The following is a 22,822-nucleotide window of genomic DNA, read 5'->3' on the forward strand; positions in this document are numbered from 1 at the left end:
GGCCCGTACCGCGTGCGCCCGCGCCCCCCGCACGGCGCCCACGGCCCGAAAACAGGTTGCGCACCCCCGGTAGAATGAATCCCATGGCAAATCTCCTCGCGGATTAGCGGCGTCGAAGCTCGCACCCGCCCCCTTCCGCCGTTCCCACCGCCCTGGAGTATTTCCTTGATCACCGCCACCGGCATCGAGCTGCGCGCCGGCGCCCGCATCCTCATCGAGTCCGCCTCCTTCCGCGTCGCCAAGGGCGACCGCATCGGCCTGGTCGGCCGCAACGGAGCCGGCAAGACCACCCTCACCAAGTGCCTCGCGGGCGAAGGCCAGCCCGCCGCCGGCGCCATCGCCCGTTCGGGTGAGGTCGGCTACCTGCCGCAGGACCCCCGCACCGGCGACCTCGACGTCCTCGCCCGCGACCGGATCCTGTCCGCCCGCGGCCTCGACGTGCTGATCAAGAAGATGCGCGCCAACGAGGACCGCATCGCAAACGGCTCCGGTGCCACCCGCGAGAAGGCCCTGCGCCAGTACGAGCGCCAGGAGACCGAGTTCCTCACCAAGGGCGGCTACTCCGCCGAGTCGGAGGCCGCGACCATCTCGGCCGCCCTCGGCCTGCCCGACCGGGTCCTCGGCCAGCCGCTGCACACCCTCTCCGGTGGTCAGCGCCGCCGCGTCGAGCTCGCCCGGATCCTCTTCTCGGACGCCGACACGCTGCTCCTCGACGAGCCGACGAACCACCTCGACGCCGACTCGATCGTCTGGCTGCGGGACTACCTCAAGACCTACCGCGGCGGCTTCATCGTGATCTCCCACGACGTCGACCTCGTCGAGACCGTGGTCAACAAGGTCTTCTACCTCGATGCCAACCGCTCGGTCATCGACGTCTACAACATGGGCTGGAAGCTCTACCAGCAGCAGCGCGAGGCCGACGAGAAGCGCCGCAAGCGCGAGCGCCAGAACGCCGAGAAGAAGGCCGCGGCCCTCAACGCGCAGGCCGACAAGATGCGTGCCAAGGCCACCAAGACCGTCGCCGCGCAGAACATGGCCAAGCGCGCCGACCGGCTGCTGTCCGGCCTGGAGGCCGTGCGCGCCCAGGACAAGGTCGCCAAGCTGCGCTTCCCCGAGCCCGCCCCCTGCGGCAAGACGCCGCTCACCGCCGAGGGCCTGTCGAAGTCGTACGGCTCGCTGGAGATCTTCACCGACGTCGACCTGGCCATCGACAAGGGCTCCCGGGTCGTCATCCTCGGCCTCAACGGCGCCGGCAAGACCACCCTGCTGCGCCTGCTGTCCGGCACCGAGGCGCCGGACACCGGCGCCGTCACCCCCGGCCACGGCCTCAAGCTCGGGTACTACGCCCAGGAGCACGAGACCCTGGACCCGGGCCGCAGCGTCCTGGAGAACATGCGCTCCGCCGCGCCCGACATGGACCTGGTGGACGTCCGCAAGACGCTCGGCTCGTTCCTGTTCTCCGGCGACGACGTGGACAAGCCCGCGGGCGTCCTGTCCGGCGGCGAGAAGACCCGCCTCGCGCTCGCGACGCTGGTCGTCTCCTCGGCGAACGTGCTGCTCCTCGACGAGCCCACCAACAACCTCGACCCCGCCAGCCGCGAGGAGATCCTCGGCGCGCTGCGCACCTACAAGGGCGCCGTCATCCTCGTCACCCACGACGAGGGCGCGGTCGACGCCCTGGAACCGGAGCGGATCATCCTGCTCCCGGACGGCGTCGAGGACATGTGGGGCCCGGACTACCGGGACCTCGTCGCCCTCGCCTGACCCGTCCGGCCGCCGCCGCGGGGCCGCCCCGCGGCGACCTGCAGCCGACCTGCGGCAGCCCTCTGATCGCCCCGCGGGCTGATCCAGTTCCTTATGGATCATTCGGCTCAGGCGTTCTCCATCATCTGAGTGAGACGGTCTCGTACCGCTGCGCTCTGTACGACGGCCCCGGCCGCGCCTTCTCGCGAAGGCGCCCCGGGGCCGTGTTTTTCCGGTTTCCGCCCTCTGACCTGGTGATTCCTTGCGCGGGCGCGGAAATGTGACGGACGTCATGCAGCGGAAGGGGAGATTCCGGTCCGCTCGCGTGTCCACGCCCGGGGAAATGCCGTCGTACCGACCTTGCTGAATGGGTGGCCAGGAAGCCGGGGAGGGGTGATCATGAGAAGTCCAGAGCGCACTTCCCATGAGGAGGCACGGGTGGCCGAGACTCTGAAGAAGGGCAGCCGGGTGACCGGCGCCGCGCGCGACAAGCTCGCGGCAGACCTGAAGAAGAAGTACGACTCCGGTGCGAGTATCCGGGCGCTGGCCGAGGAAACGGGCCGGTCCTACGGATTCGTCCACCGGATGCTCAGCGAGTCCGGAGTCGTGCTGCGCGGTCGCGGTGGCGCGACACGCGGCAAGAAAGCGGCTTCGATCTGATCACGACCCCGGCCGTGAGGCCCGGGGCCGGGAAAGACAACGCTTGCCTGCCTGAACCGCGGTTCCTTCGGTGACCCCCGGTCGGCCGAACAGCCGACTGGGTGGTTACTGTGCAGTCACTTGGGCCGAGACTGCGGCCGACTGCACCCCACCGGAGGCACCAGATGGCTCTGCTCGACAAGGATGGCGTACGGCTCACCGTGGACGACGCGGTCGCCACGGTGACACTGACCAATCCGGCCAAGCGAAACGCTCAGTCCCCCGCGCTCTGGCGGGCGTTGACGGAGGCCGGACGGTCGATGCCGGGCACCGTCCGGGTCGTCGTGCTGCGCGGCGAGGGCAAGTCCTTCTCCGCCGGACTCGACCGGCAGGCGTTCACCCCCGAGGGCTTCGAGGGTGAACCCTCGTTCCTCGATCTGGCGCGCGGTTCGGACGAACTGCTCGACTCCACCATCGCCGAGTACCAGGAGGCCTTCACCTGGTGGCGCCGCAATGACATCGTCTCCATCGCCGCCGTACAGGGCCACGCGATCGGCGCCGGCTTCCAGCTCGCCCTCGCGTGCGACCTCCGCGTCGTCGCCGACGACGTCCAGTTCGCCATGCGCGAGACCAGCCTGGGCCTGGTCCCGGACCTCGCCGGCACCCAGCCCCTGACCTCCCTCGTCGGCTACGCCCGCGCGCTCGAGATCTGCGCGACGGGCCGCTTCGTGCATGCCGAGGAGGCCGAGCGGATCGGGCTCGCCAACCTCGTCGTCCCCGCCGCGGAACTCGACGCCGCGGTCCAGGACCTCACCTCGGCGCTGCTGGCCCCGCCGCGGGACGCGGTGATCGAGACCAAGGCCCTGCTCCGCAGCGCCCCGTCCCGCGCGTACGACGACCAGCGCGCCGCCGAGCGGGCCGCCCAGGCCCGCCGCCTGCGCGACCTGGCCGGACTCTCCGACTGAGCAGGCGCCGCCCGGCCCGACGGGGCCGGGCGGCGCCCGCCGGTCGTTCCCGTTCCCCCCTTCACGGGATCAGCAGCGCCTTGCCCGGCACTTCCCGGGCCTCGATCGCCCGGTGCGCCAGCGCCGCATCGGCCAGCGGGAAGGTCCGGGCGATGACCGGCTTCAGCCGGCCGGCCGCCGCCTCGCCCAGTGCGAACGCGGTGAGCTGCTGCACCTGGGAAGGGGCGAGCTGCACCTCCTTGATCCCGCTCAGCGTTATCCCGCGCCGCCGTGCGTCCTCCGGGTCCGCCTCCGCGAAGCCGCCGCTCGGCGCGCCGTGCGCCGAGACCCACCCGCCGTCGCGGACCAGGGCGAATGCGGCCCGGCCCAGGTCGCCGCCCACCCCGTCCAGCAGGATGTCCACGGGGCCGCCGACCCCCTCGGTCCAGCCCTCCTCGGAGTAGTCCACCACCCGGTGCGCGCCCAGCTCCCGGACCAGCCCGAGCTTGCGCTCACCGCGCGCCGCACCGATCACCTCGGCCCCCGCAGCGACCGCGAACTGCACCAGCAGCGTCCCCATGCCGCCGGCGGCCCCCAGGATCAGTACCCGGGCACCCGCCGTGATCCCGGCCCGCGCGGCGATGCTCGCGCCGGTCACCCCGTCGTGTGCCAGCGCCGCGGCCTCGCGCAGCCCCAGCCCGTCCGGTACGGGGACCACCCGTTCCAGCGGGACGCGGACCAGCTCCGCGTAGGTGCCCCGCGAGCCCGCCGCGGCGACGACCCTGCGTCCCAGCCAATCCGGGGCGACGCCCCCGCCCACCGCGACGACGGTGCCGGCCGCCGCGCCGCCGGGTACGAACGGGGGGTGCATGCCGAACCGCGGGCCCCAGCCGCCGCGGATCTGTGTCTCCACGTACAGCGTGTCCACGGCCTCGGCCGCAATCACCACCTCGCCCGCCCCCGGGACGGGATCGGCCAACTCCACCGGGACCAGAACCTCCGGACCCCCGAACCCGTCCACCCGAATCGCCTTCACGACGTCCCCCTCGTTCGTGCCCGTCAGGGCTGCACTCGTTGCGTCAGGCCCTTCGGCCGTGATCACGCCCCCACTCTTCGGCCTCGACCGCGGTTGAGGTCAAGCGGGGAGGAAGGCGGCGCCGACCGGCCGGCGTAGTCCCGGGGCGCCGCGGCGCTCCCGCGCTTACCGTGGTGGTGCGAGTGAGTCCATCCACGCGAAGGGACACACGATGACCGAATCCGCTTCCGGGGGCGCCGCACGCGACCCCGCCGACCGCGGCCGCACGACCATCTCCGACGGCGTGGTCGAGAAGATCGCCGGACTCGCCGCCCGAGAGGTCGAGGGCGTCCACGCCATGGGCAGCGGCAGCGGCCTGTCCCGCACCTTCGGTGCCGTCCGCGACCGCGTCCCCGGCGGGGCCAAATCCTCCGTCACCCGCGGGGTCAAGGCCGAGGTGGGCGAGGTGCAGACCGCCCTCGACCTGGAAATCGTCGTCGACTACGGGGTGGCCATCCGCGACGTGGCCCGCGCCGTCCGGCTCAACGTGATCTCCGCCGTCGAGCGGATGACGGGCCTGGAGGTCGTCGAGGTCAACATCGCGGTCAGCGACGTCAAGCTGCCCGACGAGCCGGACGAGGAGCAACCGGAACCCCGACTCCAGTGAGGGAGCCCGCATGAGGATGGCGGTCGTCGGCCTCTTCGCCGGCATGGCACTGGCGTTCGCCGGCTACTTCGGGGGCTTCGGTGCCTTCCTGCTCGTGGCGGCGCTCGGCGCCGTCGGCTTCGTCGTCGGCAGGTTCCTGGAAGGGGACCTGGAGCCGGGCGACTTCTTCCGACCCCGCGACCGCGGCAGGTGAAGGTGAGCCGCCGATGAGCACGCCGCCGACCGGCACACCGCCGAAGGACACGCCCCCGACGAGTGAGCGTCCGACGAGTACGCCCCCGGCCGGCGCGCCCCCTGCCGGAGCGCCCCCGGCCGGCGCGCCGCGGGCGGCACCGGCCCGGGTGCCTCCCGCCGAGCGGGGAGCCACCCGCATCGCCGACCGGGTCGTGGCCAAGATCGCGGCCCAGGCCGCCCGGGAGGCGCTGGCCGCACAGCCGGGCGGGCCGCCCGGGGGCGCCGGGCCGGGGGGTGCGGCCGCGCCGCACGCCGCCGTGACCGTGCACCACGACATCGCGCGGGTCCGGGTCAGCCTGGAGCTCGACTACCCGTCGGACCTCGCCGAGAGCTGCGCGGCCGTGCGCCGCCAGGTGGTCCGGCGCGTCGAGGACTGCGCCGGCATGGCCGTACCGGAGGTCGACATCGACATCGAGCACCTGCACTCCGCGCACACCCGCAGCGCCGCCGTACGGGACCGGAAACTGCGGTGACGGCCCCCGAACCGGCAGCCCCGCCGGATCCCGCGCCCTCCGGCCCCGCGCCCTCCGGCCCCGCGCCCTCCGGCCCCGCGCCCTCCGACCGCGTGCCCGCCGGCCCCGTGCCGTCCGGTCCGGGGGCGGGCAGGCACGGGGCGGGGAGCCGCGGCCGTGGCGGGCGCCGTCTCGGTGACCACGCCCCCGGCCGGCCGCCCGCCGTCGGCCGGTTCTGGTCTGCCCGGCGGATCCCGGCCGCGCTGACCGCCCTCGTCCTGCTCGGGGCGGCGGGCCTGTTCCTCTACGACCTCGCCGCCGTACGCGCCCGCCGGCCCGGCATGCAGTGGCGCCGCGACCTCGCCGCCCGGCTCGCCCAGCACACCCCCGCCGACCCGGAAGTGCTCGCCGCCGCCGGGGTCCTGGCCGTGGCCGGGGCGGTCCTGCTGGTGCTGGCCCTCACCCCGGGGCTGCGCGGCGTCCTGCCGATGCTGCCCCCCGGCGAGGGGGACGGCGCAGGCGTCCGGGCCGGGCTCGGGCGGAAGGACGCCGCGCTGGTGCTGCGGGACCGTGCCATGGAGGTGTCCGGGGTGCGGTCCGCGCGCGTGCGGGTGGGCCGCACCCGGGTCGCCGTCCGGGCCGCCTCGCACTTCCGCGAGCTGGACGACGTACGGGCCGACCTGGAGGCCGTACTCGCCGTCGGCATCGGCGAACTGGGCCTCGCCCACCCGCCGCAGCCGCGGGTACGGGTCACCCGGGCCGCCGACGGGAAGAGGTGAACCGCGTGCTCCGGACGGTCAACCGGATCCTGCTCGGCCTCGTGGGACTCGTCCTGCTCGCCGCCGGGGCGGGCGTGCTGGCGGCGGTGCCGCCGCTCGGCGGACGCCACGCGCCGCTGCTCGCGGAGCAGACCCGGCGCGAGCACTGGCAGGCCGGGGGCTGGTGGTGGGCCGTCGCCGCCGGCCTGGCGCTGTGCGTCCTGCTCGCCCTGTGGTGGCTGCTGGCCCAGCTGCGCCGCCCGCGGCTGCCGGCCGTGCTGGTGGACACCGGTGACGGGGCGTTCGCCGTGCTCCGCGGCCGCGCCCTGGAGGAGGCGGTGGCGGCGGAGGCCGGCGCGCTGCACGGGGTCGCGCGGTGCCGGGTCGTGCTGCGCGGGCGGCGGGGCGCACCGAGCCTGCGGATGGCCGTGGAGCTGGAGCCGTACGCCGTCCCGGCCGATGCGCTGGCCGCGCTGTCCGGGCCGGTGCTCGGCCACGCCCGCACCTCGGCGGGCCTGGCCCGGCTCCCGGCCGAGGTCCGCCTCCGCGTGCCCAGGCACCGCGCCGGCCGCGTCACCTGACGGGCCCCCGGAGCCCGACGCGCGCCGGCCGGTCGGGCGCCGGGCGGTCGGGTCGGGCCGGCCGGTCGGCCGGTCAGAAGCCGTGCCGGAAGCCGCCGTCGACCGGCAGCATCACACCCGTCAGGTACGAGGCCGCCGGCGACAGCAGGAACGCCGCGGTCCGGCCGAACTCCTCGGGGGTGCCGTAGCGGCCCAGCGGGATGTGGGCCTCGTTGGCCGCGCGGGCCGCCCGCGCATCGCCGGACAGCGCGTCCAGCTCCCGCACCCGGTCGGTGTCGATCCGGGCCGGCAGCAGCCCGACCACCCGGATGCCCCGCGGCCCGAGCTCCACCGACAGGGACTTGGCGAACCCGGCCAGCCCGGGCCGCAGGCCGTTGGAGATGGTCAGGCCCGGGATCGGCTCGTGAACCGAGCCCGACAGGACGAAGCCGATGACCCCGCCCTCGCCCAGTTCGGCCGCCGCCGCCCGGGCCAGGCGCACCGCGCCGAGGAACACCGCATCGAACGCCTCCGTCCACTGCGCGTCGGTGGTGCCGGCGGCGAAGCCGGGCGCCGGGCCGCCGACGCTGACGAGGATGCCGTCGAAGCGGCCGAAACGCTCCTTCGCCGTGGCGACGAGCCGGCCGGCGGCCTCCGGGTCGGCGTTGTCCGCCGCGACGCCCACCGCGTTGGGGCCCAGCGCGTCCGCGGCCGCCGCGGCCCGCTCCTCGTCGCGGCCCGACACGACGACGCGGGCGCCGTCCGCGACGAGCTCGCGCGCGGAGGCGAAGCCCAGGCCGCGGGTGGCGCCGGTGACGATGTAGACACGGTCCTTCAGTCCAAGATCCATGCCCGACAACCTACGCCGTCGGAGCAGGCTCCCGCCCGGGGGCATCGGCCGCGGCCGCCGCGGCCTCCCGGTCGCGCTTCTCCCGCCGTACCAGGACCAGCCAGCCCACCGGCACCGACGCCGCGAACAGCCACCACTGCACCGCGTACGCCATGTGTGCGCCGATCGAGTCGTGGTCGGGATCGGCGACCGGCTCGGGTGCGCCGTCCGCCGGCGCCGGGGAGGCGAGCTCCAGGTAGCCGCCGAGGACGGGCCGGCCGAGGGACGCCGCCTGCTGCCCGCTGTTGATCAGCATGACCTGGCGGTCCGGCAGCCCCTTGCGGTCCTTGATGCCGCTGCCGCCGCTGGTCTCGTCGGCCTTCATCCGGCCGGTGACCGTCACCTCGCCGGAGGGCGCGGCCGGCACCGGCGGGTAGGCGCGGGGGTCGTCGCCGCCCGCCACCCAGCCGCGGTTGACCAGCACGACCGTGCCGTCGGCCAGCACGAGCGGGGTGACGACGTGGAAGCCGACCTTGTCGTTGTTGGAGGTGCGCATCCGGACGACGACCTCGTGCGCGGCGTCGTACGTGCCGGTGGCGGTGACCGCCCGCCAGTAGTCGGACCGCGGGACCCGGTGGCCGGGGGAGGTCAGCTCGGTGACGGGGACCGGCTTCGCGGTCAGGTTGGCCTCGATCAGCTCGTTCTGCGCGACCCGGTGCTCGTGGCGGTGGTACTGCCAGAAGCCCAGCTTGATCATCACGGGGATGAGGACGAGGGCGAGGAGGGTGAGGGTCACCCACTGCCGGGTCAGCACAAAGCGGTACACGCCCACGACGGTACCCCCAGCCGCGAAGACCCCGGCGGCCGGGTGGCCGTCCGGGGTCGGGAGGGGAGCCGGCGGGAAGGGCAGTGGGAGAGGAGCGCGAGGAGATGTGTCACACGTGGTCGACGATGCCCACCTTCCCCTCCGCGCGGGCGCAGTGCGCCCCGCAGTAGTAGTGGCCCTCGGCCTCGACGCCCTGCCCGATGATCTGCACCCGGCAGTGCTCGCAGATCGGCGCCATGCGGTGGATGGCGCAGGAGAAGCAGTCGAAGACGTGCACGGCGCCCTGCGCGTGCACCTCGAAGGACATGCCGTAATCGTTTCCGCAGACCTCACAACGTGCCATGCGCCACAGGGTGGGACCGCGGGGCGGGCCGGGGAAGCGGGCGCCGGGCGAGTCGCCCGATGCTCACCCGTCTGCCGCAGCCACGTCCCGCAGCAGCTGGGTGAAGGCCGCCTCGTCCACCACCGGCGTTCCGTAGGACTTCGCCTTGACGGTCTTCGAGGTCGCCGAGTCCGGGTCGTTCGTCACCAGCAGGCTCGTGAGACGCGACACACTCGTCGCCACGTGCAGACCCGCCTCGACCGCCCGGTCCTCCAGCAGCTCGCGGTCGACCGACGTGTCGCCCGAGAAGGCGACCCGCATGCCCTGCTTCAGCGGCTTCCCGTCCTCGTAGCGCCCCGGGTTGGGGTGCGGGCACGGCGGGCGCTTGCGCGCGGGCCGCCAGCTGCTGCCGCGGTACGAGGCCTGGTGGCCGATCCGCGCGGTGACGGGGGAGTCCGACCACTCCGTCAGCGGCCGGCACTCCAGCAGCGGCAGCCGCACCCCGCCCTGCGCGGCGGCGTGCAGCGACGGGCGGAACGCCTCCGCCAGGACGCGGGCGTCGTCCAGGGCGTTGTGGGCGCGCTGCTGGACCACGCCGAAGTGCGCGGCGAGCGACGCCAGCTTGTGGTTGGGCAGCGGGAGGGCCAGCTCCTTCGACAGGGCGATGGTGCACAGCCGCTGACGGACCGGCGCGGCCCCTTCGGCCCGCGCGTACTCCCGGGCGATCATCTGCCAGTCGAACATGGCGTTGTGGGCGACCAGCACCCGGTCGGCGAGGCGCTCGGCGAACTCCGCGGCGATGTCCTTGAACAGGGGCGCGTCCTGCAGCATCTCGCTGGTCAGGCCGTGGATCCACACCGGGCCCGGGTCCCGCTGCGGGTTGACCAGCGTGTACCAGTGGTCCTCCACGTTGCCCCGCGCGTCGAGCCGGTATACGGCCGCGGAGACTATCCGGTCGTCGCGCGCGAGCCCGGTGGTCTCCACGTCGACGACCGCGTACCCCGTCGGGTAGGCGGTCGGCCACGTCGTCTCTGCGGTCGTACGGTCGTCGAGCATGGTCACAGAGGATACGGGCCCGTACCGACAGCCCGCCCCCCGCCGGGGGCGGAATCCGGCCGCGGACGGCCCGATCCGCGGCCGCCCGCACCCGGACCGGTGCCGGGACCGACACCCGGATCCGCACCCGGACCCGCGTCCGGACCGGCGCCCCCGCCCGGCCCCAGCAGCGCCGCCACCAGGGCCCGTACGGAGAGCAGGAACAGCCGCTCCGGGTCCGCGGGGCGGGCCAGGGCCCGGGACAGGGCCGGGTCCCCGGCGGCCTGAAGGTCCCACAGCTCGCCCTCGGCCGGGGACTGGGCGGGGGAGCGCTCCCGGTTCCGCTCGACCAGGACGAAGCCCACCACCTGGAACTGCACGGCCCGGACCGCGTCCGCCGCCCGCGCCCCGCGCAGCCCCGCCGCATGCACCTCGCGGACGAGCGCCCGCTGGGCGGGCAGGAACATCCGGTCGGTGAGCCCGCGCTCGTGCACCATCGCGACCAGGTGCGGGTGCGCGCGCAGTTCGCGGCGCAGGGCCCGGGCCACGGAGACGGCCCGCTCGGCGGGGGTCCGGCCGGTCGGCCGGATCGCGCCCATCTGCCGCACGGTGAGCTCCACGAGCGCGTCGAGGAGCGATTCGCGGTTGCCGACGTGCCAGTAGATGGAGGTCACCGCCGTGCCCAGCTCGGCGGCGAGCCGGCGCATGGTGAGGGCGCCCGGGCCGTGCTGCGTGACCAGGCGGGCGGCCGCCTCCAGCACCTCGTCGCGGGTGAGCACGGACCTGGCCATGGGCGGCCGCCTCCCATCGCAATCTGTCGGACCGTCAATTTCACTGCATGCGGCGGTCTTTACCCTTCATCGGGGGCGGTGTAACTGTGTTACAGAACCTGTCCCCGGGCCTTCGTCCGGGGGATCCCCGGAAGGGTGGTGCGAGCCATGGCACGCGTACGGTACGGAGCGCGCACCGAGGCCGAGATCGCGGCCTCGCGCGCGAGGAGTTCCAGCCTCCCCGACATCTGGTCCACCGGTGTGGTGGCGGTCTGGGAGAGCGATCCCGACGTGGTGGCGGCGGTCCTGCCGCCCCCGCTGAAGCCCGCCGAACGGCCCCTGGTCCGGGCCGCCATGAGCAGGGTCGACCTGACCGGCCACCCCCTGGGCGCCGGATCGGTGGCGGTCGCGGCCCGGCACGGCGGGGTCGACGGCTGGTACCCGCTCATCATGCCCATGACCCACGAGCGGGCCCTGACCGGCGGCCGCGAGGTCTTCGGCGAGCCGAAGAAGCTGGGCGAGGTCACCGTCGAGCGCGACGGGCTCGTCGTACGGGCCTCGCTCGCCCGGCACGGCATCGCCTTCGTGGAGGTGCGCGGGGCGGTCGACCGGGAGCTGCCGCCGCCCGCACCGGCCCGCAGGACCGACTTCTACTTCAAGTTCCTGCCCGCGGTGGACGGCTCCGGCTTCGAGGACGACCCGGTGCTCGTGCACTGCACCCGCAACGAGAAGGTCCGCACCCTGGAGCACGTCACCGGTGACGTCGTCCTGCGCGAGTCGATGTTCGACCCCGTCGCCGACCTCGCCGTCCGCCGCATCGTCGAGATCACCATCGGCGAGAAGACCACCGACCAGCAGGGCCGCGCCGTCGAACGGGTCAGCGCCCAGGCCCTCCTGCCCTACCTCCACCAGCGCTACGACGACCCCCAACAGGCCTTCGACGGCCCGCCGCCCGAGGGGAGTGCGTGACATGCGGCTCGAAACCGGCCAGACCGCCGTCGTCACCGGAGCAGCCGGAGGCATCGGACTCGCCATGGCCCGCCGCTTCGCCGCCGAGGGCCTCCGGGTCGTCCTCGCCGACGTGGAGGAGGCCGCCCTGCACAAGGCCGCCGGCGAGCTCACCGCGGAGGGCGCCGAGGTGCTCCCCGTCCGCGTCGACGTCGGCGACCGCGACGCCGTCCTCGCCCTCGCCGACACCGCGTACGAGGCCTTCGGCGCCGTCCACGTGCTCTGCAACAACGCGGGCGTCGGCTCCGGCGCCGAAGGCCGCATGTGGGAGCACGAGCCCGCCGACTGGCAGTGGGCCTTCTCCGTCAACGTCTGGGGCGTTTTCCACGGCGTCCAGGCCTTCGTCCCCCGCATGATCGCCGCCGGCACCCCCGGCCACATCGTCAACACCTCCTCCGGCGACGGCGGCATCGCCCCCCTGCCCACCGCCTCCGTCTACGCCGTCACCAAGGCGGCCGTGGTCACCCTGACCGAGTCCCTCTACGCCCACCTCAAGGCCGAAGGCGCGCCCATCGGCGCCTCCGTCCTCTTCCCCGGACCGCACATGCTGCGCACCGGACTGTGGGAGTCCCACCGCAACCGCCCCGAGCGGTACGCCAAACAGCGCCCGCGGAAGACCCCGTACCGCACCCTCGACCAGTACGAGGCCGCCCTGCGGGCCGCCGGCCACGAGGTGCGCTTCACCCCCGTCGAGGAGGTCGCCGCACACGTGGTCGACGGGATCCGGGCCGGCCGCTTCTGGATGCTGCCGCCGAGCGAGCACAGCGACCGCCAGATCCGGGCCCGGTCGCAGTCCATGCTCGACCGCGCCGACCCCGCCTACCTGGAGAGCTTCATCCTCGACTGAGGAGCCACCGTTGGACGACAGCGCGTACGACGACCCGTACCTGATCATCTCCTCCGACTGCCACGCCGGACTGCCCACCGAGCAGTACCGCCCCTACCTCGACTCCCGCTTCCACCGCGCGTTCGACGAGTTCCTCGGCCAGCGCGACGCCCGCCGCGAGGAGGCCACCCGCCTCGGCATCCGCAACGAGGCCTTCGCCGCCCAGTGGTTCCACGACCACGAGGAAGGCCTCAAGGGCGGCTGGGACACCGGCCAACGGCTCAAGGAACTCGACGGCGACGGGGTGGCCGCCGAAGTCGTCTTCCCCGACGCCGACGCCGTGGACAGCCGGACCGCCGCCCCCTTCGGCGTGGGCCTCGGCCTCTCCGGCGACCAGGACCCCGACCTCGGCATGGCCGGCGCCCGGGCCCACAACCGCTGGCTCGCCGAGTTCGTCTCCGAGCACCCCGAGCGGCACTGCGGCGTCGCCCTGCTGCCCGTGACCGCCGAGCCGGACCAGGTCGTCGCCGAGATCCACCGGGCCAAGGAGTCCGGCCTCGGCGCCCTGATGATCCCCTCCATGTGGGTCGACAAGGCCCCCTACCACGACCGCCGCTACGACCCGGTCTGGGCGGCCGCCGCCGCAACGGGCATGCCGGTCGTCACCCACTCCGGGGCCGCACCCCGCCACGAGTACGGCGACCACCTCGGCATCTACGTCTCCGAGGTCACCTGGTGGCCGGCCCGGCCGCTGTGGTTCCTGCTCTGGTCGGGCGCCTTCGAGCGGCACCCCGGGCTCAAGTTCGGCGTCGCCGAGGCCGGCTGCTGGTGGCTGCCCAACCAGCTGTGGTTCATGGACCGGCTCTACCTCGGCGCCCACGGCGGCAAGAAGCTCTCCCCGTTCGCCGAGCTGAAGCGGCCGCCCAGCGCATACCTCGACCGCCAGGTGTTCATCTGCGCCACCAACACCAAGCGGCGCGAACTCGCCCAGCGGTACGAGATCGGCGTGGACAACATCCTCTGGGGCTCCGACTTCCCGCACCCCGAGGGCACCTGGCCCGCCACCCGGCAGTGGCTCCGCGACACCTTCCACGACATCCCCGTCGCCGAGACCCGCCGCATGCTGGGCCTCGCGGCCGCCGAGGTCTTCGGCTTCGACACGGAGAAACTCGCCCCGACCGCCCGCCGCATCGGCCCCACCCCCGCCGACCTGGGCCAGTCCCCGGACCAGGCGGCGGCCGAAGCGTCCTGGTCCCGCTCCCGCGAGACCGGCCGGCACTGGCTGACCGGCAACGACTTCCCGGTCCTGGGGGTGAATCCGTGAACGGCGACCGCTACACGGTCATCTCGGCCGACTGCCACGCGGGCGCCGACCTGCTCGACTACAGGCCGTACCTGGAGAAGAAGCACCACGACGCCTTCGACGCCTGGGCGGCCGACTACGTCAACCCGTACGAGGACCTCCTCGCCGACACCGCCGACCGCAACTGGAACTCCGACCGGCGGCTGGCCGAACTGGAGGCCGACGGCATCGTCGCCGAGGTGGTGTACCCCAACACCATCCCGCCGTTCTTCCCCAGCGCCTCCCTGATGGCCCCGGCCCCGACCCGGGCCGAGTTCGAACAGCGCTGGGCCGGCCTGCGCGCACACAACCGCTGGCTCGCCGACTTCTGCACGCAGGCGCCGGGCCGCCGCGCAGGCGTCGCCCAGATCCTCCTGAACGACGTCGACGAGGCCGTACGCGAGATCCGCCGCACCAAGGAAGCCGGCCTGACCGGCGGCATCCTGCTCCCCGGAGCCCCGCCCGGCAGCGGCGTCCCGGAACTGTACGCACAGGCCTACGACCCGATCTGGGCCGTCTGCGACGAACTCGACGTCCCGGTCAACCACCACGGCGGCTCCGCCTCGCCGCCGCTGGGGGACGAGCCGGCCGCCCGGGCGGTCTTCATGGTGGAGACCACCTGGTTCTCCCACCGAGCCCTGTGGCACCTCGTCTTCGGCGGCGCCTTCCGCCGCCACCCCGGCCTGAAACTGGTCCTGACCGAGCAGGGCTCCGGCTGGATCCCGGGCGTGCTCGACATGCTGGACTACTACCACGGCCGACTGGTGGCGGCTGCTTCCACTTCCACCGCAGAGTCCAAATTCGGTGCGGGGCTCGCCGAAGCCATGGGCAAGGGCCCGAGCGAGGTCTGGCGGGACAACTGCTTCGTGGGCGCCAGCTTCATGCGCCCGCACGAGGTGCCGCTGCGCCACCGGATCGGCCTCGACAAGATCATGTGGGGCTGCGACTACCCCCACGACGAGGGCACCACCCCCTACTCCCGCGAGGGCCTGCGCATCGCGTACGCCGGCCTCCCGCGGGAAGAGGTCGCGGCGATGGCCGGCGGCAACGCGGCCCGCGTCTACGGCTTCGACCTGGCACTGCTGGACGCGCTCGCGGCGAAACACGGCCCGACGGTCGCGGAGATCGCCGAGCCCCTGCCGCAGCCCCCGCCGGACGCCACCAGCCCGGCCTTCGCCCGCGGGGGCTCGGTCCGGGTCTGGTGACACGGGCTCCCGCCGGGGCGGGTTACGGGAACACCTTGATCCGTTCCGGCGGGAACAGCTCGGCGCCGCGCACGTTCGTGTCCCGATACACGTGGACAGTCAGCTCCGGTAGCTGCGCGAGGGGGGTGAGGTCCACCGTGCCGCACGCACTGAACGAGAGGGTGGTTAGCCCCGTCAGCTCCTTCAGGGCCGCGACCCCGGTGGCGAACCGGCAATCGGCGAAGAAGAGATTGGTCAGGCCGGGGAACCGCAGCAGGTCCTCGGCGTCGAAGGCGTGGTGGTGGAGGAGCTGGAACGAGGTGAGGTCCGGCAGACGGGCCATCGCACGCAGCTCCTCGGCCTGCCGACTCCCCGCGAGGCTCAGGTACAGCAGGCCGGGCCAGCGCTCCAGACCGTCCAGGGACAGGTCTTCCGCCCCCTCGTAGAGCCATAGGCTGGTGAGTTGTTGCCGTCCCGGCAACTCGCCCACCGACCGGTGGCCGCCGGTGGTGGCCAGGCCGAGCGAGAAGAGCTCCGACAGGCGTTCCAGGACCCCCAGGCCCACTCGGTGGCTGCCGAACGTGAACAGGTTCTTCAGCGGCAGCTCCCCGAGCGGGCCCAGGTCCGACAGCGCGGTGCAGTTGGTCAGGCCGATGTGTTCCAGCTCCCGGCGGTCGGCCAGCGGCCCGAGGTCGGTCAGCTCGGGCGAGTCGAGCACGTACAGCATCTTCAGGCCGCGGCGGGCGGCGACTTCGGGCGGCACCCGCTGGATGCCGTACAGCCGGAGGCGGTCGAACTGCGGGAGCGCTGCCAGGCAGTCCAGCTGCGACTGCGTCCGCAGGGTCAGTACCCCCTTGCCCAGCGACGCGCCGGCGAGTATGGCCTCGGCGTACTCGCCGGCCTTGAACTGGCCCCAGGAGGAGTCCAGTTCCGTGACGACCTTGGGGCGTACGTCCTCGCGGAACCGGCGGATCACGGCGACCGCCCGCTCCCCGCCCACCAGGGCCGCCGTGCGGATGGTGGCCGCTGCCTCCGGTTCGCCCGGGTCGTCGGTCGGCGTCGGCAGGAGCTCCAGCACCAGTTCCCCGGCCTTGGCCAGCTCCTCCGCCTGCTCCGGTGTGCGCGGCGGCAGCAGTTCGGCGGTGCGGGTCTGGATGTCGCGGCGGAGGGTCGGGTCCAGTTCCGGGGCGTGTTCCAGGCAGGCCGCGGCCAGCAGGACCAGGCGGCTGCGGGCGCCCTTGACCTTGTCCGCGCGCTTCAGCAGCCCCCGCAGGATGCGGGTCCGCTCGTCGGGGCGGGCGTGGCCCACGGCCATGCGGACCACGTCGTCCCAGGTGTCGTCGTGCGCGTTCTTCACGAGCACGCCGAAGTCCCGTGACTCCACGGCCGCCTTGGCGCCCAGGTAGTCCTGGAAGGTCCGGTGGACGAAGTCCACCGAGCCCGGCACCGGCTCGCGCAGCAGCCCGCTGCGGATCAGCAGGTGCGCGAACACCTGCTCGGCGTCCGCCTGCTCGCGGACCTGCGGCATGCCCTCCAGCCACTCCTCCATCAGCTCGACGGCCTCGTCCCGGCCCGCCTCGACCTGACCGTTCCGGATGAGCCAGTACGCGAACCGCTGGAGCAGCACGATCTGCTCGTCCCGGGTGAGGTCGACCCCCTCGACCCCGGCGATCTCCCGCTCCGTGTCCCGGCGGACCAGCAGCATGTCGAGCGCGGCGTCGTACAGCTCCTTGCGGGCGCGGGGGAGCTGCATCCGCCGGTCCCGGTTCAGGGCGCACAGCAGGGCGCACATCAGCGGGTTCGTCGCGAGCCGGCCCAGGTCCCGGCGGGCGGAGACCGCTTCCCGCAGGGCGGCCTCGTACGTGTCGAGGTCCTCCCCGGCCGGTCCGGTCTCCGCGCGCGCCGCCGTGTGCCAGTGCGCGATGAACGCCCCCACGTCCTCGCGCTCCATCGGCAGCAGTGCGTGCGGTACGAAGCCCTGCCCGGCGAGCCAGTCCTCGGGGACCGCCGACGGGCGGGTGGTCACCACGTACCGTGCCTTCGGAAAGGCGGAGACGAGGGAGCGGAGCCAGGCCTCCGTACGGCTGCGCAGGCGCTGCGGGACCTCGTCCACGCCGTCCACCAGGACCAGGGCCCGGCCGCTGAGCATCAGGTCCTCGACCCATCCGGGCGGGGCCGACAGGGGCACTCCCGAGGCCTTGAGGAACTCCTCGGGCAGCGGCAGGTTCTCGGCGGTGGTGAACGCGCGCAGGCGCAGCACGAACGGGACGCAGGTGCTCCACCACGGGCCGCCGCTCTGCCGGGCCGCGTTCAGCGCCAGCCACTGGACCAGGGTGCTCTTGCCGGAGCCCGCCGGTCCGCGCAGCAGCACCCGGTCCTCGGCGGCCAGGGCCTGTTCCGCCTTGACGGTGGTCCGGTGCACGCCCGGTTCGCCGGGCAGCATCGGCTGCTGCTCGCCGCTCACCGCGAGGCTGATGTACGCGAGGTCCAGCGGCCATTCCTCCTGCCGCCGGCCGGTGGTCAGGCCGAACAGGCGGAGCCGCCCGTGGGTGTCGGCCACGTACCGCGCGTACCGCTCCTCGAAGGCGTGGGCCGCCCCGTCGGCACGGTCGGCGAGCCGGTCCACCGTACGCTGCAACGCGCCGGTGCGGCGTACGAGTTCCACCTCGGCGCGGGCCCCGAAGGACGGCAGGGTGGTCAGGTACTCCACGGCGTGGACGCAGGCCAGCCGGATCAGGTCCCGGCACACGGCCTCGGCCGCCGGGCTCAGGCCCGCGCCGGGCGGCACGGGCAGCCTCGCCGCCAGCTCGGCCGGGTCGAGGTCCGCGGCGAAGAGGGCGTCGGCGTCCAGCCGCCCCGGTCCGGCGAAGGCGTCGGCGACCGCGTCGAGCGCGGCCAGCCGTTCGTGCTCCGGCAGCCGGGACGCAGCCGCGCCCAGCCGGTCGGCGAGCTGCTCCGCGAGCCGGCGCAGCTCCGGTTCGCCGAGCTCCGCCGGCCGGCGCCAGCGCGGCGCCGGCCGTACCGCCCGGTCCGTGAGGCCCGCTCCGGGCACCTGCCCGAGCCGCGCCTTCCACAGCAGGCCCGCCGCCGTGCTCGCCGCCCGGAGGACGGCCGTCTCCAGCCCTGCCACGCATCCTCCCCCTTCTGCCCCTTGTACCCGGGGTAACCCCGTCGGATACTGATCGGTAACAACCCCTAGCGGCACCCCGGAACTCGCCCTAAGGTGCGCCCATGCCAAATCTGCCCGATGTCGTGCTGTGGTCCATACCCGCCTTCGTCCTGCTCACCGTGATCGAGGTGGTGAGCTACCGGATCCATCCCGACGAGGACGCCGCCGGGTACGAGACCAAGGACGCCGTCACCAGCCTCACCATGGGCATCGGCAGTATCTTCTTCGACCTCCTGTGGAAGATCCCGGTCGTCGCGATCTACACCGCGGTCTACGAACTGACCCCGCTGCGCGTGCCGTTCCTGTGGTGGACCTTCCTGCTGATGCTGCTCGCCCAGGACTTCTTCTACTACTGGCAGCACCGCGGGCACCACGTCATCCGGATCCTGTGGGCCTGCCACGTGGTCCACCACAGCAGCCGGAAGTTCAACCTCACCACCGCCCTGCGCCAGCCGTGGACCAGCGGCACCTCCTGGCCGTTCTACCTGCCGATGATCGCCCTCGGCGTGCACCCGGCGGCCGTCGCCTTCTGCTACTCGGTCAACCTCCTCTACCAGTTCTGGATCCACACCGAGCGCATCGACAAGCTGCCCCGCCCCGTCGAGTACGTCTTCAACACCCCCTCCCACCACCGCGTCCACCACGCCTCCCAAGGGGGCTACCTGGACCGCAACTTCGGCGGGATCCTGATCATCTGGGACCGGATGTTCGGCTCCTGGGTCCCGGAGGAGGCCAAGCCCGTCTTCGGGCTGACGAAGAACATCGGCACGTACAACCCGCTGCGCGTCGCCACCCACGAGTACGCCGCCATCGCCCGCGACGTGCGCGCCGCGCGCAGCTGGCGCGAGCGCGCCGGACGGGTCTTCCGCGGCCCCGGCTGGCAGCCCGCCCCTGCCGCCGCCGCTTCCGCCGCCGAGGCCCCGGCCGCGACGGCCGCCCCGGAGCGGGCCGCATGAGCGCCGCCGCCTCCGCGGCAGCGGGACCGGGCTCCCACGGCACGGGCGCGGGTGCGGGTGCGGGTGCGGGGGCTGCCTCCGGCGCCCGCGCCACCGCCGGCCGGGTCCTGCTCGCCGCCTTCGCCGCCGCCACCGCCGCCGACCTCGTATCGCTGCTCGCCGCCTGGTACCCCGGCCACGTCCTCTTCAAGCCGCTGCTGATGCCGCTGCTCATCGCCTACGCCGTCACCTGCCGGGCCCCCCGCCTGCTGCTCGCGGCCCTGGCCTTCGGCTGGGGCGGCGACCTCGCCCTGCTCTTCGACGCCGAGCCCGCCTTCCTCGTCGGCATGGGCTCCTTCGCCGCCGGGCACGTCTGCTACCTCGTCCTCTTCGGACGGGGCCGGACCCAGCCCGCCCTGGCGGCCGGCTACGCCGCCGCCCTGCTCGGCACCGTCGGGCTGCTGTGGGGCGACCTGCCGGCCGACCTGCGGATCCCGGTCGCCTGCTACAGCCTGCTGCTCACCGCCATGGCCTGCCGGGCGGGCGTGTTCGGCCTGCGCGCGGGCATCGGCGGGGCGCTGTTCCTGCTGTCCGACTCGCTCATCGCGAGCGGGGTCGCCGACTGGCCCCAGCTGCCCCGCCCCGACTTCTGGATCATGGCCACGTACGCGGCGGCCCAGTACCTGCTGACCACCGGTGCGCTCGCCGCGACCGGGCAGGCGTACGGTAGGGCAGCCGCACCGGCCGACGACGGCCGGATGCGCACCGACCCCTGACCCGGAGGGCAGTACCAGCATGCGCGCCACCGTCATCCACGCCCCGTACGACATACGCGTGGAGGAGGTGCCCGACGCGGCCGTCCGGCATCCCGGGGACGCCGTCGTCCGCGTCCTGCGCGCCTGCATCTGCGGCAGCGACCTGTGGGCCTACCGCGGCGAGTCGGCGCGGCAGCCCGGCCAGCGCATCGGCCACGAGTTCCTCGGCATCGTCGAGGAGACCGGTTCCGAGGTGGCCGGGCTGCGCACCGGCGACCTGGTCGTCGCGCCGTTCATGTGGTCGGACGGGACCTGTGACTACTGCTCCGAGGGCCTGTTCACCTCCTGCGTGCACGGCGGGTTCTGGGGCTCGGTCGGCCACGACGGCGGCCAGGGCGAGGCCGTCCGCGTCCCGCACGCCGACGGCACCCTCGTGAAGCTGCCCGCCGAGGCCGCCTCCGACGACCACCTGCTGACCGCGCTGCTCGCCCTGTCCGACGTGATGGGCACCGGGCACCACGCGGCAGTGGGCGCCGGGGTCCGCGAGGGCTCCACCGTGGCCGTCGTCGGCGACGGCGCGGTCGGCCTGTGCGGTGTCCTGGCGGCGAAGCGGCTGGGCGCCGAGCGGATCATTGCCCTGGGCCGGCACGCGGCCCGTACCGACATCGCCAAGCTCTTCGGGGCCACGGACGTCGTCGCCGAGCGCGGCGAGGCCGCGGAGGCCGCCGTGCGCGAGCTCACCGGGGGGCAGGGCGCGCACGCCGTGATCGAGGCGGTCGGCACCGAGCAGTCGATGCGCACGGCCGTCGGCATCACCCGCGACGGCGGCGCCATCGGCTACGTCGGCGTCCCGCACGGCAGCGGCACCGGCCTCGACCTCGGCGTGATGTTCGACCGCAACATCAGCCTGCGCGGCGGTGTGGCCCCGGTGCGCGCGTACATCCCGGAGCTGCTCCAGGACGTGCTGAGCGGCGCGATCGACCCGGCGCCCGTCTTCGACCGCGGCGTCGTCCTGGACGAGGTCCCGGACGGCTACCGCGCGATGGACGACCGCACCGCGCTCAAGGTGATCATCAAGCCCTGACGCCCCCGGACAGCGGAAGGGCCGGCCGGGGATCGCTCCCCGGCCGGCCCCCGTGTCACCGGCGCCGGCAGGCGGTTACTTGACGGCCTTGAGCGCGTCGATCACGCCGTAGCCGTAGTAGCCCGTCTGGCCCCACTTGGCCGAGCAGGTGGTGGCGTCGACCAGCGCGCCCGTGGCGTCGTACACCTGCGCGGGGCAGTCCGCCTTGGTGGCCTGGGCCTTCATCAGGCGCTGGAGCTGCGCCGGCGAGGCCTCCGGGTGGGCGCTCTTGAGCAGCGCGGCGACACCCGCCGCGTGCGGGGCGGCCATCGAGGTGCCCTGCTTGTAGCCCCAGCCGCCGCCCGGGACGGTCGACAGCACGCGGCCGTTGGCGTCCGGGGTGGCCGGGACCTGGTACTTGTCGCCGCCGGGGGCGGCCACGTCGACGACGCCGAGGCCGTAGCTGGAGTAGTACGACTTGAAGCCCTTGTCGCCGGTCGCGCTCACCGTGACCACGCCGGGCAGCTGCGTCGGCAGGTCCAGGCAGACCTTCGGGTCGATGGTGCGCGGGCCCGGGGTGGTGTCGTTCGGGCTGGAGTCGTCGAGGATCGAGTCCGCCGCCAGGTCGTGGTTCGAGTTGCCGGCCGAGGCGACGCTGAGGACGCCCTTGCGCTCGGCGTACTTGGTGGCCCGGGAGAGGGCCTCCACCAGCGCGCCCTGGTCGCTGTCCGACTTGCAGTTGTAGAGCCACGGGTCGACGTAGTAGCTGTTGTTGGTCACCTCGATCCCCTTCTCGGCGGCGAACATGAAGCCGCACACGACCGCCTCGGTGTAGAAGAGGCTGGTCCCGGGCTCGCTCACCTTGATGCCGGCGACCTTGACGCCCGGGGCGACACCGCTGATGCCGATGCCGTTGCGGGCCGCGGCTATGGTGCCGGCCACGTGGGTGCCGTGGTCGCTGCCGTCCGGGTACGGGCGCCAGGCGCCCTCGGAGGTGTCGGCGACACCGCCGACGCAGTTGGCCGACTGTGCCCGGGAGAAGTTCGGCGCGAGATCCGGGTGGGTGTCGTCGACACCCGTGTCGATGACACCCACGGTGACGTCCTGGCTGCCATCGTTGATCTTGTGAGCCTGGTCGGCCTTGATCGTCCGCAGGTCCCACTGGTTGGGCTCCAGCGGCTCCTGATCCGCCTGGGCCGCCGCGGCGGCCTTGGCGGCGTCCGCCGCGCTCAGCTTCTGCGTGGCGCCCTCGTCGGTGGTCTGCACCGCCTGCAGGGGGGCCGTGCGGGTGGCGCCGACCGACACGAACAGGCTGCGCTGGGCACGCAGCGTCTTGGCGAACTCCGGGTTCTGGGAGTGCGCGACGACCACGCCGATCTGCTCATGGGCCGTCACCACCGTTCCGCCGGCGGCCTCGATGGCCTTCTTGGCCTGCTTCGCCGTCCCGTACGCGGTCAGGTTCGCCACGTACGACAGCTTCGGGCCGGTCGTGTCGGCCTTCGCCGCCGCGGCGGTGTCCGCCGTGGTGCCCAGCGGGGCGGCGGAGGCCGCGACCGAGGGCAGGAAGGCGAGCGAGGCGGTGAGCGCCAGGCCGACCGGTACGGCGAGGCGCCGGCGGCCGGATCCCAGATGAGCCATGGGTTCTCCACATCATCCGTGAAAAAGTCGTCCGCGCGCGGTCGCGCAGGACGACGGGTTCATGACAGGTGAACCTAGTGCCGGTGTTCGCCTCTCCGCCATCAGTTC

General features: G+C 73.7%; 22 protein-coding genes and 1 pseudogene. 15 read left to right on the top strand and 8 right to left on the bottom strand.

What is annotated here, in order from left to right; genetic code table 11:
- The first annotated feature begins 165 nt into the window (after positions 1–165).
- The 3 genes from ACIQUT_RS25645 to ACIQUT_RS25655 all read left to right on the top strand — a co-directional run bounded on the left by ACIQUT_RS25645 (position 166) and on the right by ACIQUT_RS25655 (position 3,347).
- On the top strand, positions 166–1,764 hold the full coding sequence (locus tag ACIQUT_RS25645) for an ABC-F family ATP-binding cassette domain-containing protein (RefSeq protein WP_403565984.1): 1,599 nt from the start codon (positions 166–168) through the stop codon (positions 1,762–1,764).
- A gap of 417 nt (positions 1,765–2,181) precedes the next feature.
- A complete protein-coding gene (locus tag ACIQUT_RS25650; RefSeq protein WP_179175146.1) occupies positions 2,182–2,403 on the top strand; it encodes a helix-turn-helix domain-containing protein in 222 nt (73 codons plus the stop codon).
- A 164-nt stretch (positions 2,404–2,567) separates the two neighbouring features.
- Positions 2,568–3,347: an enoyl-CoA hydratase/isomerase family protein gene (locus ACIQUT_RS25655; RefSeq protein ID WP_403565985.1), complete on the top strand. Its 780-nt coding sequence runs from the start codon at positions 2,568–2,570 to the stop codon at positions 3,345–3,347.
- Positions 3,348–3,408: 61 nt separating this feature from the next.
- Here the strand turns inward: ACIQUT_RS25655 and ACIQUT_RS25660 are convergent, their stop codons facing one another.
- Positions 3,409–4,362 carry a zinc-binding dehydrogenase gene (locus tag ACIQUT_RS25660; RefSeq protein WP_403565987.1) on the bottom strand — a complete coding sequence of 318 codons (954 nt, stop codon included), beginning with the start codon at positions 4,360–4,362 and terminating at the stop codon, positions 3,409–3,411.
- A gap of 211 nt (positions 4,363–4,573) precedes the next feature.
- Between ACIQUT_RS25660 and ACIQUT_RS25665 the strand changes: the two genes are divergently transcribed.
- The 5 genes from ACIQUT_RS25665 (at position 4,574) to amaP (ending at position 7,033) form a co-directional block, all read left to right on the top strand.
- Positions 4,574–5,008 carry an Asp23/Gls24 family envelope stress response protein gene (locus tag ACIQUT_RS25665; RefSeq protein ID WP_403565989.1) on the top strand — a complete coding sequence of 145 codons (435 nt, stop codon included), beginning with the start codon at positions 4,574–4,576 and terminating at the stop codon, positions 5,006–5,008.
- Positions 5,009–5,018: 10 nt separating this feature from the next.
- Positions 5,019–5,201 (top strand): hypothetical protein, encoded by a 183-nt coding sequence (locus ACIQUT_RS25670; protein ID WP_403565990.1) that lies wholly within the window; start codon positions 5,019–5,021, stop codon positions 5,199–5,201.
- Between the two features lie 148 nt (positions 5,202–5,349).
- On the top strand, positions 5,350–5,715 hold the full coding sequence (locus ACIQUT_RS25675) for a hypothetical protein (protein ID WP_403566069.1): 366 nt from the start codon (positions 5,350–5,352) through the stop codon (positions 5,713–5,715).
- Positions 5,712–6,473 (top strand): DUF6286 domain-containing protein, encoded by a 762-nt coding sequence (locus ACIQUT_RS25680; protein WP_403565991.1) that lies wholly within the window; start codon positions 5,712–5,714, stop codon positions 6,471–6,473. The genes ACIQUT_RS25675 and ACIQUT_RS25680 overlap by 4 nt, the downstream gene beginning before the upstream one ends.
- Positions 6,470–7,033 (top strand): alkaline shock response membrane anchor protein AmaP, encoded by a 564-nt coding sequence (gene amaP / locus ACIQUT_RS25685; protein ID WP_403565992.1) that lies wholly within the window; start codon positions 6,470–6,472, stop codon positions 7,031–7,033. The genes ACIQUT_RS25680 and amaP overlap by 4 nt, the downstream gene beginning before the upstream one ends.
- 73 nt (positions 7,034–7,106) lie before the next feature.
- Here the strand turns inward: amaP and ACIQUT_RS25690 are convergent, their stop codons facing one another.
- From ACIQUT_RS25690 to ACIQUT_RS25710, 5 genes and pseudogenes are all read right to left on the bottom strand, one after another.
- The gene (locus tag ACIQUT_RS25690; protein ID WP_403565993.1) at positions 7,107–7,862 is read right to left on the bottom strand and encodes an SDR family oxidoreductase; all 756 of its coding nucleotides are present in this window, start codon (positions 7,860–7,862) and stop codon (positions 7,107–7,109) included.
- Positions 7,863–7,872: 10 nt separating this feature from the next.
- Positions 7,873–8,667, bottom strand: coding sequence for an SURF1 family protein (locus ACIQUT_RS25695; RefSeq protein WP_403565995.1), 795 nt, complete (start codon positions 8,665–8,667; stop codon positions 7,873–7,875).
- A gap of 109 nt (positions 8,668–8,776) precedes the next feature.
- Positions 8,777–9,010, bottom strand: coding sequence for a hypothetical protein (locus ACIQUT_RS25700; protein ID WP_403565996.1), 234 nt, complete (start codon positions 9,008–9,010; stop codon positions 8,777–8,779).
- A 63-nt stretch (positions 9,011–9,073) separates the two neighbouring features.
- Positions 9,074–10,051: a DEDDh family exonuclease gene (locus tag ACIQUT_RS25705; RefSeq protein ID WP_403565998.1), complete on the bottom strand. Its 978-nt coding sequence runs from the start codon at positions 10,049–10,051 to the stop codon at positions 9,074–9,076.
- A 140-nt stretch (positions 10,052–10,191) separates the two neighbouring features.
- Positions 10,192–10,815 (bottom strand): annotated as a pseudogene (locus tag ACIQUT_RS25710) (TetR/AcrR family transcriptional regulator); the annotation flags it as partial.
- A gap of 147 nt (positions 10,816–10,962) precedes the next feature.
- On the opposite strand from ACIQUT_RS25710, the gene ACIQUT_RS25715 reads away from it, so the two are divergent.
- Genes ACIQUT_RS25715 through ACIQUT_RS25730 form a run of 4 tightly spaced genes read left to right on the top strand, consistent with a single transcriptional unit; the run spans position 10,963 to position 15,175 of the window.
- Entirely contained in the window at positions 10,963–11,763 is an 801-nt protein-coding gene (locus ACIQUT_RS25715; protein ID WP_403566000.1) for an acetoacetate decarboxylase family protein, read from the top strand.
- Between the two features lies 1 nt (position 11,764).
- Complete coding sequence (locus ACIQUT_RS25720) at positions 11,765–12,649, top strand: SDR family NAD(P)-dependent oxidoreductase (protein WP_403566001.1); 885 nt, start codon at positions 11,765–11,767, stop codon at positions 12,647–12,649.
- A 10-nt stretch (positions 12,650–12,659) separates the two neighbouring features.
- Entirely contained in the window at positions 12,660–13,952 is a 1,293-nt protein-coding gene (locus ACIQUT_RS25725; RefSeq protein WP_403566003.1) for an amidohydrolase family protein, read from the top strand.
- Entirely contained in the window at positions 13,949–15,175 is a 1,227-nt protein-coding gene (locus ACIQUT_RS25730; protein WP_403566005.1) for an amidohydrolase family protein, read from the top strand. Before ACIQUT_RS25725 ends, ACIQUT_RS25730 begins: the two co-directional genes overlap by 4 nt.
- Before the next feature lie 22 nt (positions 15,176–15,197).
- On the opposite strand, the gene ACIQUT_RS25735 is transcribed toward ACIQUT_RS25730, so the two are convergent.
- Positions 15,198–18,284, bottom strand: coding sequence for an NACHT domain-containing protein (locus ACIQUT_RS25735; RefSeq protein WP_403566007.1), 3,087 nt, complete (start codon positions 18,282–18,284; stop codon positions 15,198–15,200).
- A gap of 101 nt (positions 18,285–18,385) precedes the next feature.
- Between ACIQUT_RS25735 and ACIQUT_RS25740 the strand changes: the two genes are divergently transcribed.
- From ACIQUT_RS25740 to ACIQUT_RS25750, 3 genes are read left to right on the top strand one after another with little or no spacing between them, the layout of a single operon-like run.
- Entirely contained in the window at positions 18,386–19,279 is an 894-nt protein-coding gene (locus ACIQUT_RS25740; protein WP_403566009.1) for a sterol desaturase family protein, read from the top strand.
- On the top strand, positions 19,276–20,034 hold the full coding sequence (locus tag ACIQUT_RS25745) for a lysoplasmalogenase (protein ID WP_403566011.1): 759 nt from the start codon (positions 19,276–19,278) through the stop codon (positions 20,032–20,034). The genes ACIQUT_RS25740 and ACIQUT_RS25745 overlap by 4 nt, the downstream gene beginning before the upstream one ends.
- A gap of 19 nt (positions 20,035–20,053) precedes the next feature.
- A complete protein-coding gene (locus ACIQUT_RS25750) occupies positions 20,054–21,097 on the top strand; it encodes a zinc-dependent alcohol dehydrogenase family protein (protein ID WP_403566012.1) in 1,044 nt (347 codons plus the stop codon).
- Positions 21,098–21,172: 75 nt separating this feature from the next.
- On the opposite strand, the gene ACIQUT_RS25755 is transcribed toward ACIQUT_RS25750, so the two are convergent.
- Complete coding sequence (locus tag ACIQUT_RS25755) at positions 21,173–22,714, bottom strand: S8 family serine peptidase (RefSeq protein ID WP_403566014.1); 1,542 nt, start codon at positions 22,712–22,714, stop codon at positions 21,173–21,175.
- Positions 22,715–22,822 lie beyond the last annotated feature (108 nt).

The sequence above is a fragment of the Streptomyces sp. NPDC090445 genome, assembly GCF_044769385.1.
In the GTDB taxonomy this organism is placed as follows: Bacteria; Actinomycetota; Actinomycetes; order Streptomycetales; family Streptomycetaceae; genus Streptomyces.

What these genes read in the sequence shown, in the direction of transcription:
- ACIQUT_RS25655 (WP_403565985.1), top strand. Translation starts at nt 2,568, where the DNA reads ATGGCTCTGCTCGACAAGGATGGCGTACGGCTCACCGTGGACGACGCG.
- ACIQUT_RS25665 (WP_403565989.1), top strand. Translation starts at nt 4,574, where the DNA reads ATGACCGAATCCGCTTCCGGGGGCGCCGCACGCGACCCCGCCGACCGC.
- ACIQUT_RS25670 (WP_403565990.1), top strand. Translation starts at nt 5,019, where the DNA reads ATGAGGATGGCGGTCGTCGGCCTCTTCGCCGGCATGGCACTGGCGTTC.
- ACIQUT_RS25690 (WP_403565993.1), bottom strand. Translation starts at nt 7,862, where the DNA reads ATGGATCTTGGACTGAAGGACCGTGTCTACATCGTCACCGGCGCCACC.
- ACIQUT_RS25700 (WP_403565996.1), bottom strand. Translation starts at nt 9,010, where the DNA reads ATGGCACGTTGTGAGGTCTGCGGAAACGATTACGGCATGTCCTTCGAG.
- ACIQUT_RS25715 (WP_403566000.1), top strand. Translation starts at nt 10,963, where the DNA reads ATGGCACGCGTACGGTACGGAGCGCGCACCGAGGCCGAGATCGCGGCC.
- ACIQUT_RS25720 (WP_403566001.1), top strand. Translation starts at nt 11,765, where the DNA reads ATGCGGCTCGAAACCGGCCAGACCGCCGTCGTCACCGGAGCAGCCGGA.
- ACIQUT_RS25740 (WP_403566009.1), top strand. Translation starts at nt 18,386, where the DNA reads ATGCCAAATCTGCCCGATGTCGTGCTGTGGTCCATACCCGCCTTCGTC.
- ACIQUT_RS25745 (WP_403566011.1), top strand. Translation starts at nt 19,276, where the DNA reads ATGAGCGCCGCCGCCTCCGCGGCAGCGGGACCGGGCTCCCACGGCACG.
- ACIQUT_RS25750 (WP_403566012.1), top strand. Translation starts at nt 20,054, where the DNA reads ATGCGCGCCACCGTCATCCACGCCCCGTACGACATACGCGTGGAGGAG.
- ACIQUT_RS25755 (WP_403566014.1), bottom strand. Translation starts at nt 22,714, where the DNA reads ATGGCTCATCTGGGATCCGGCCGCCGGCGCCTCGCCGTACCGGTCGGC.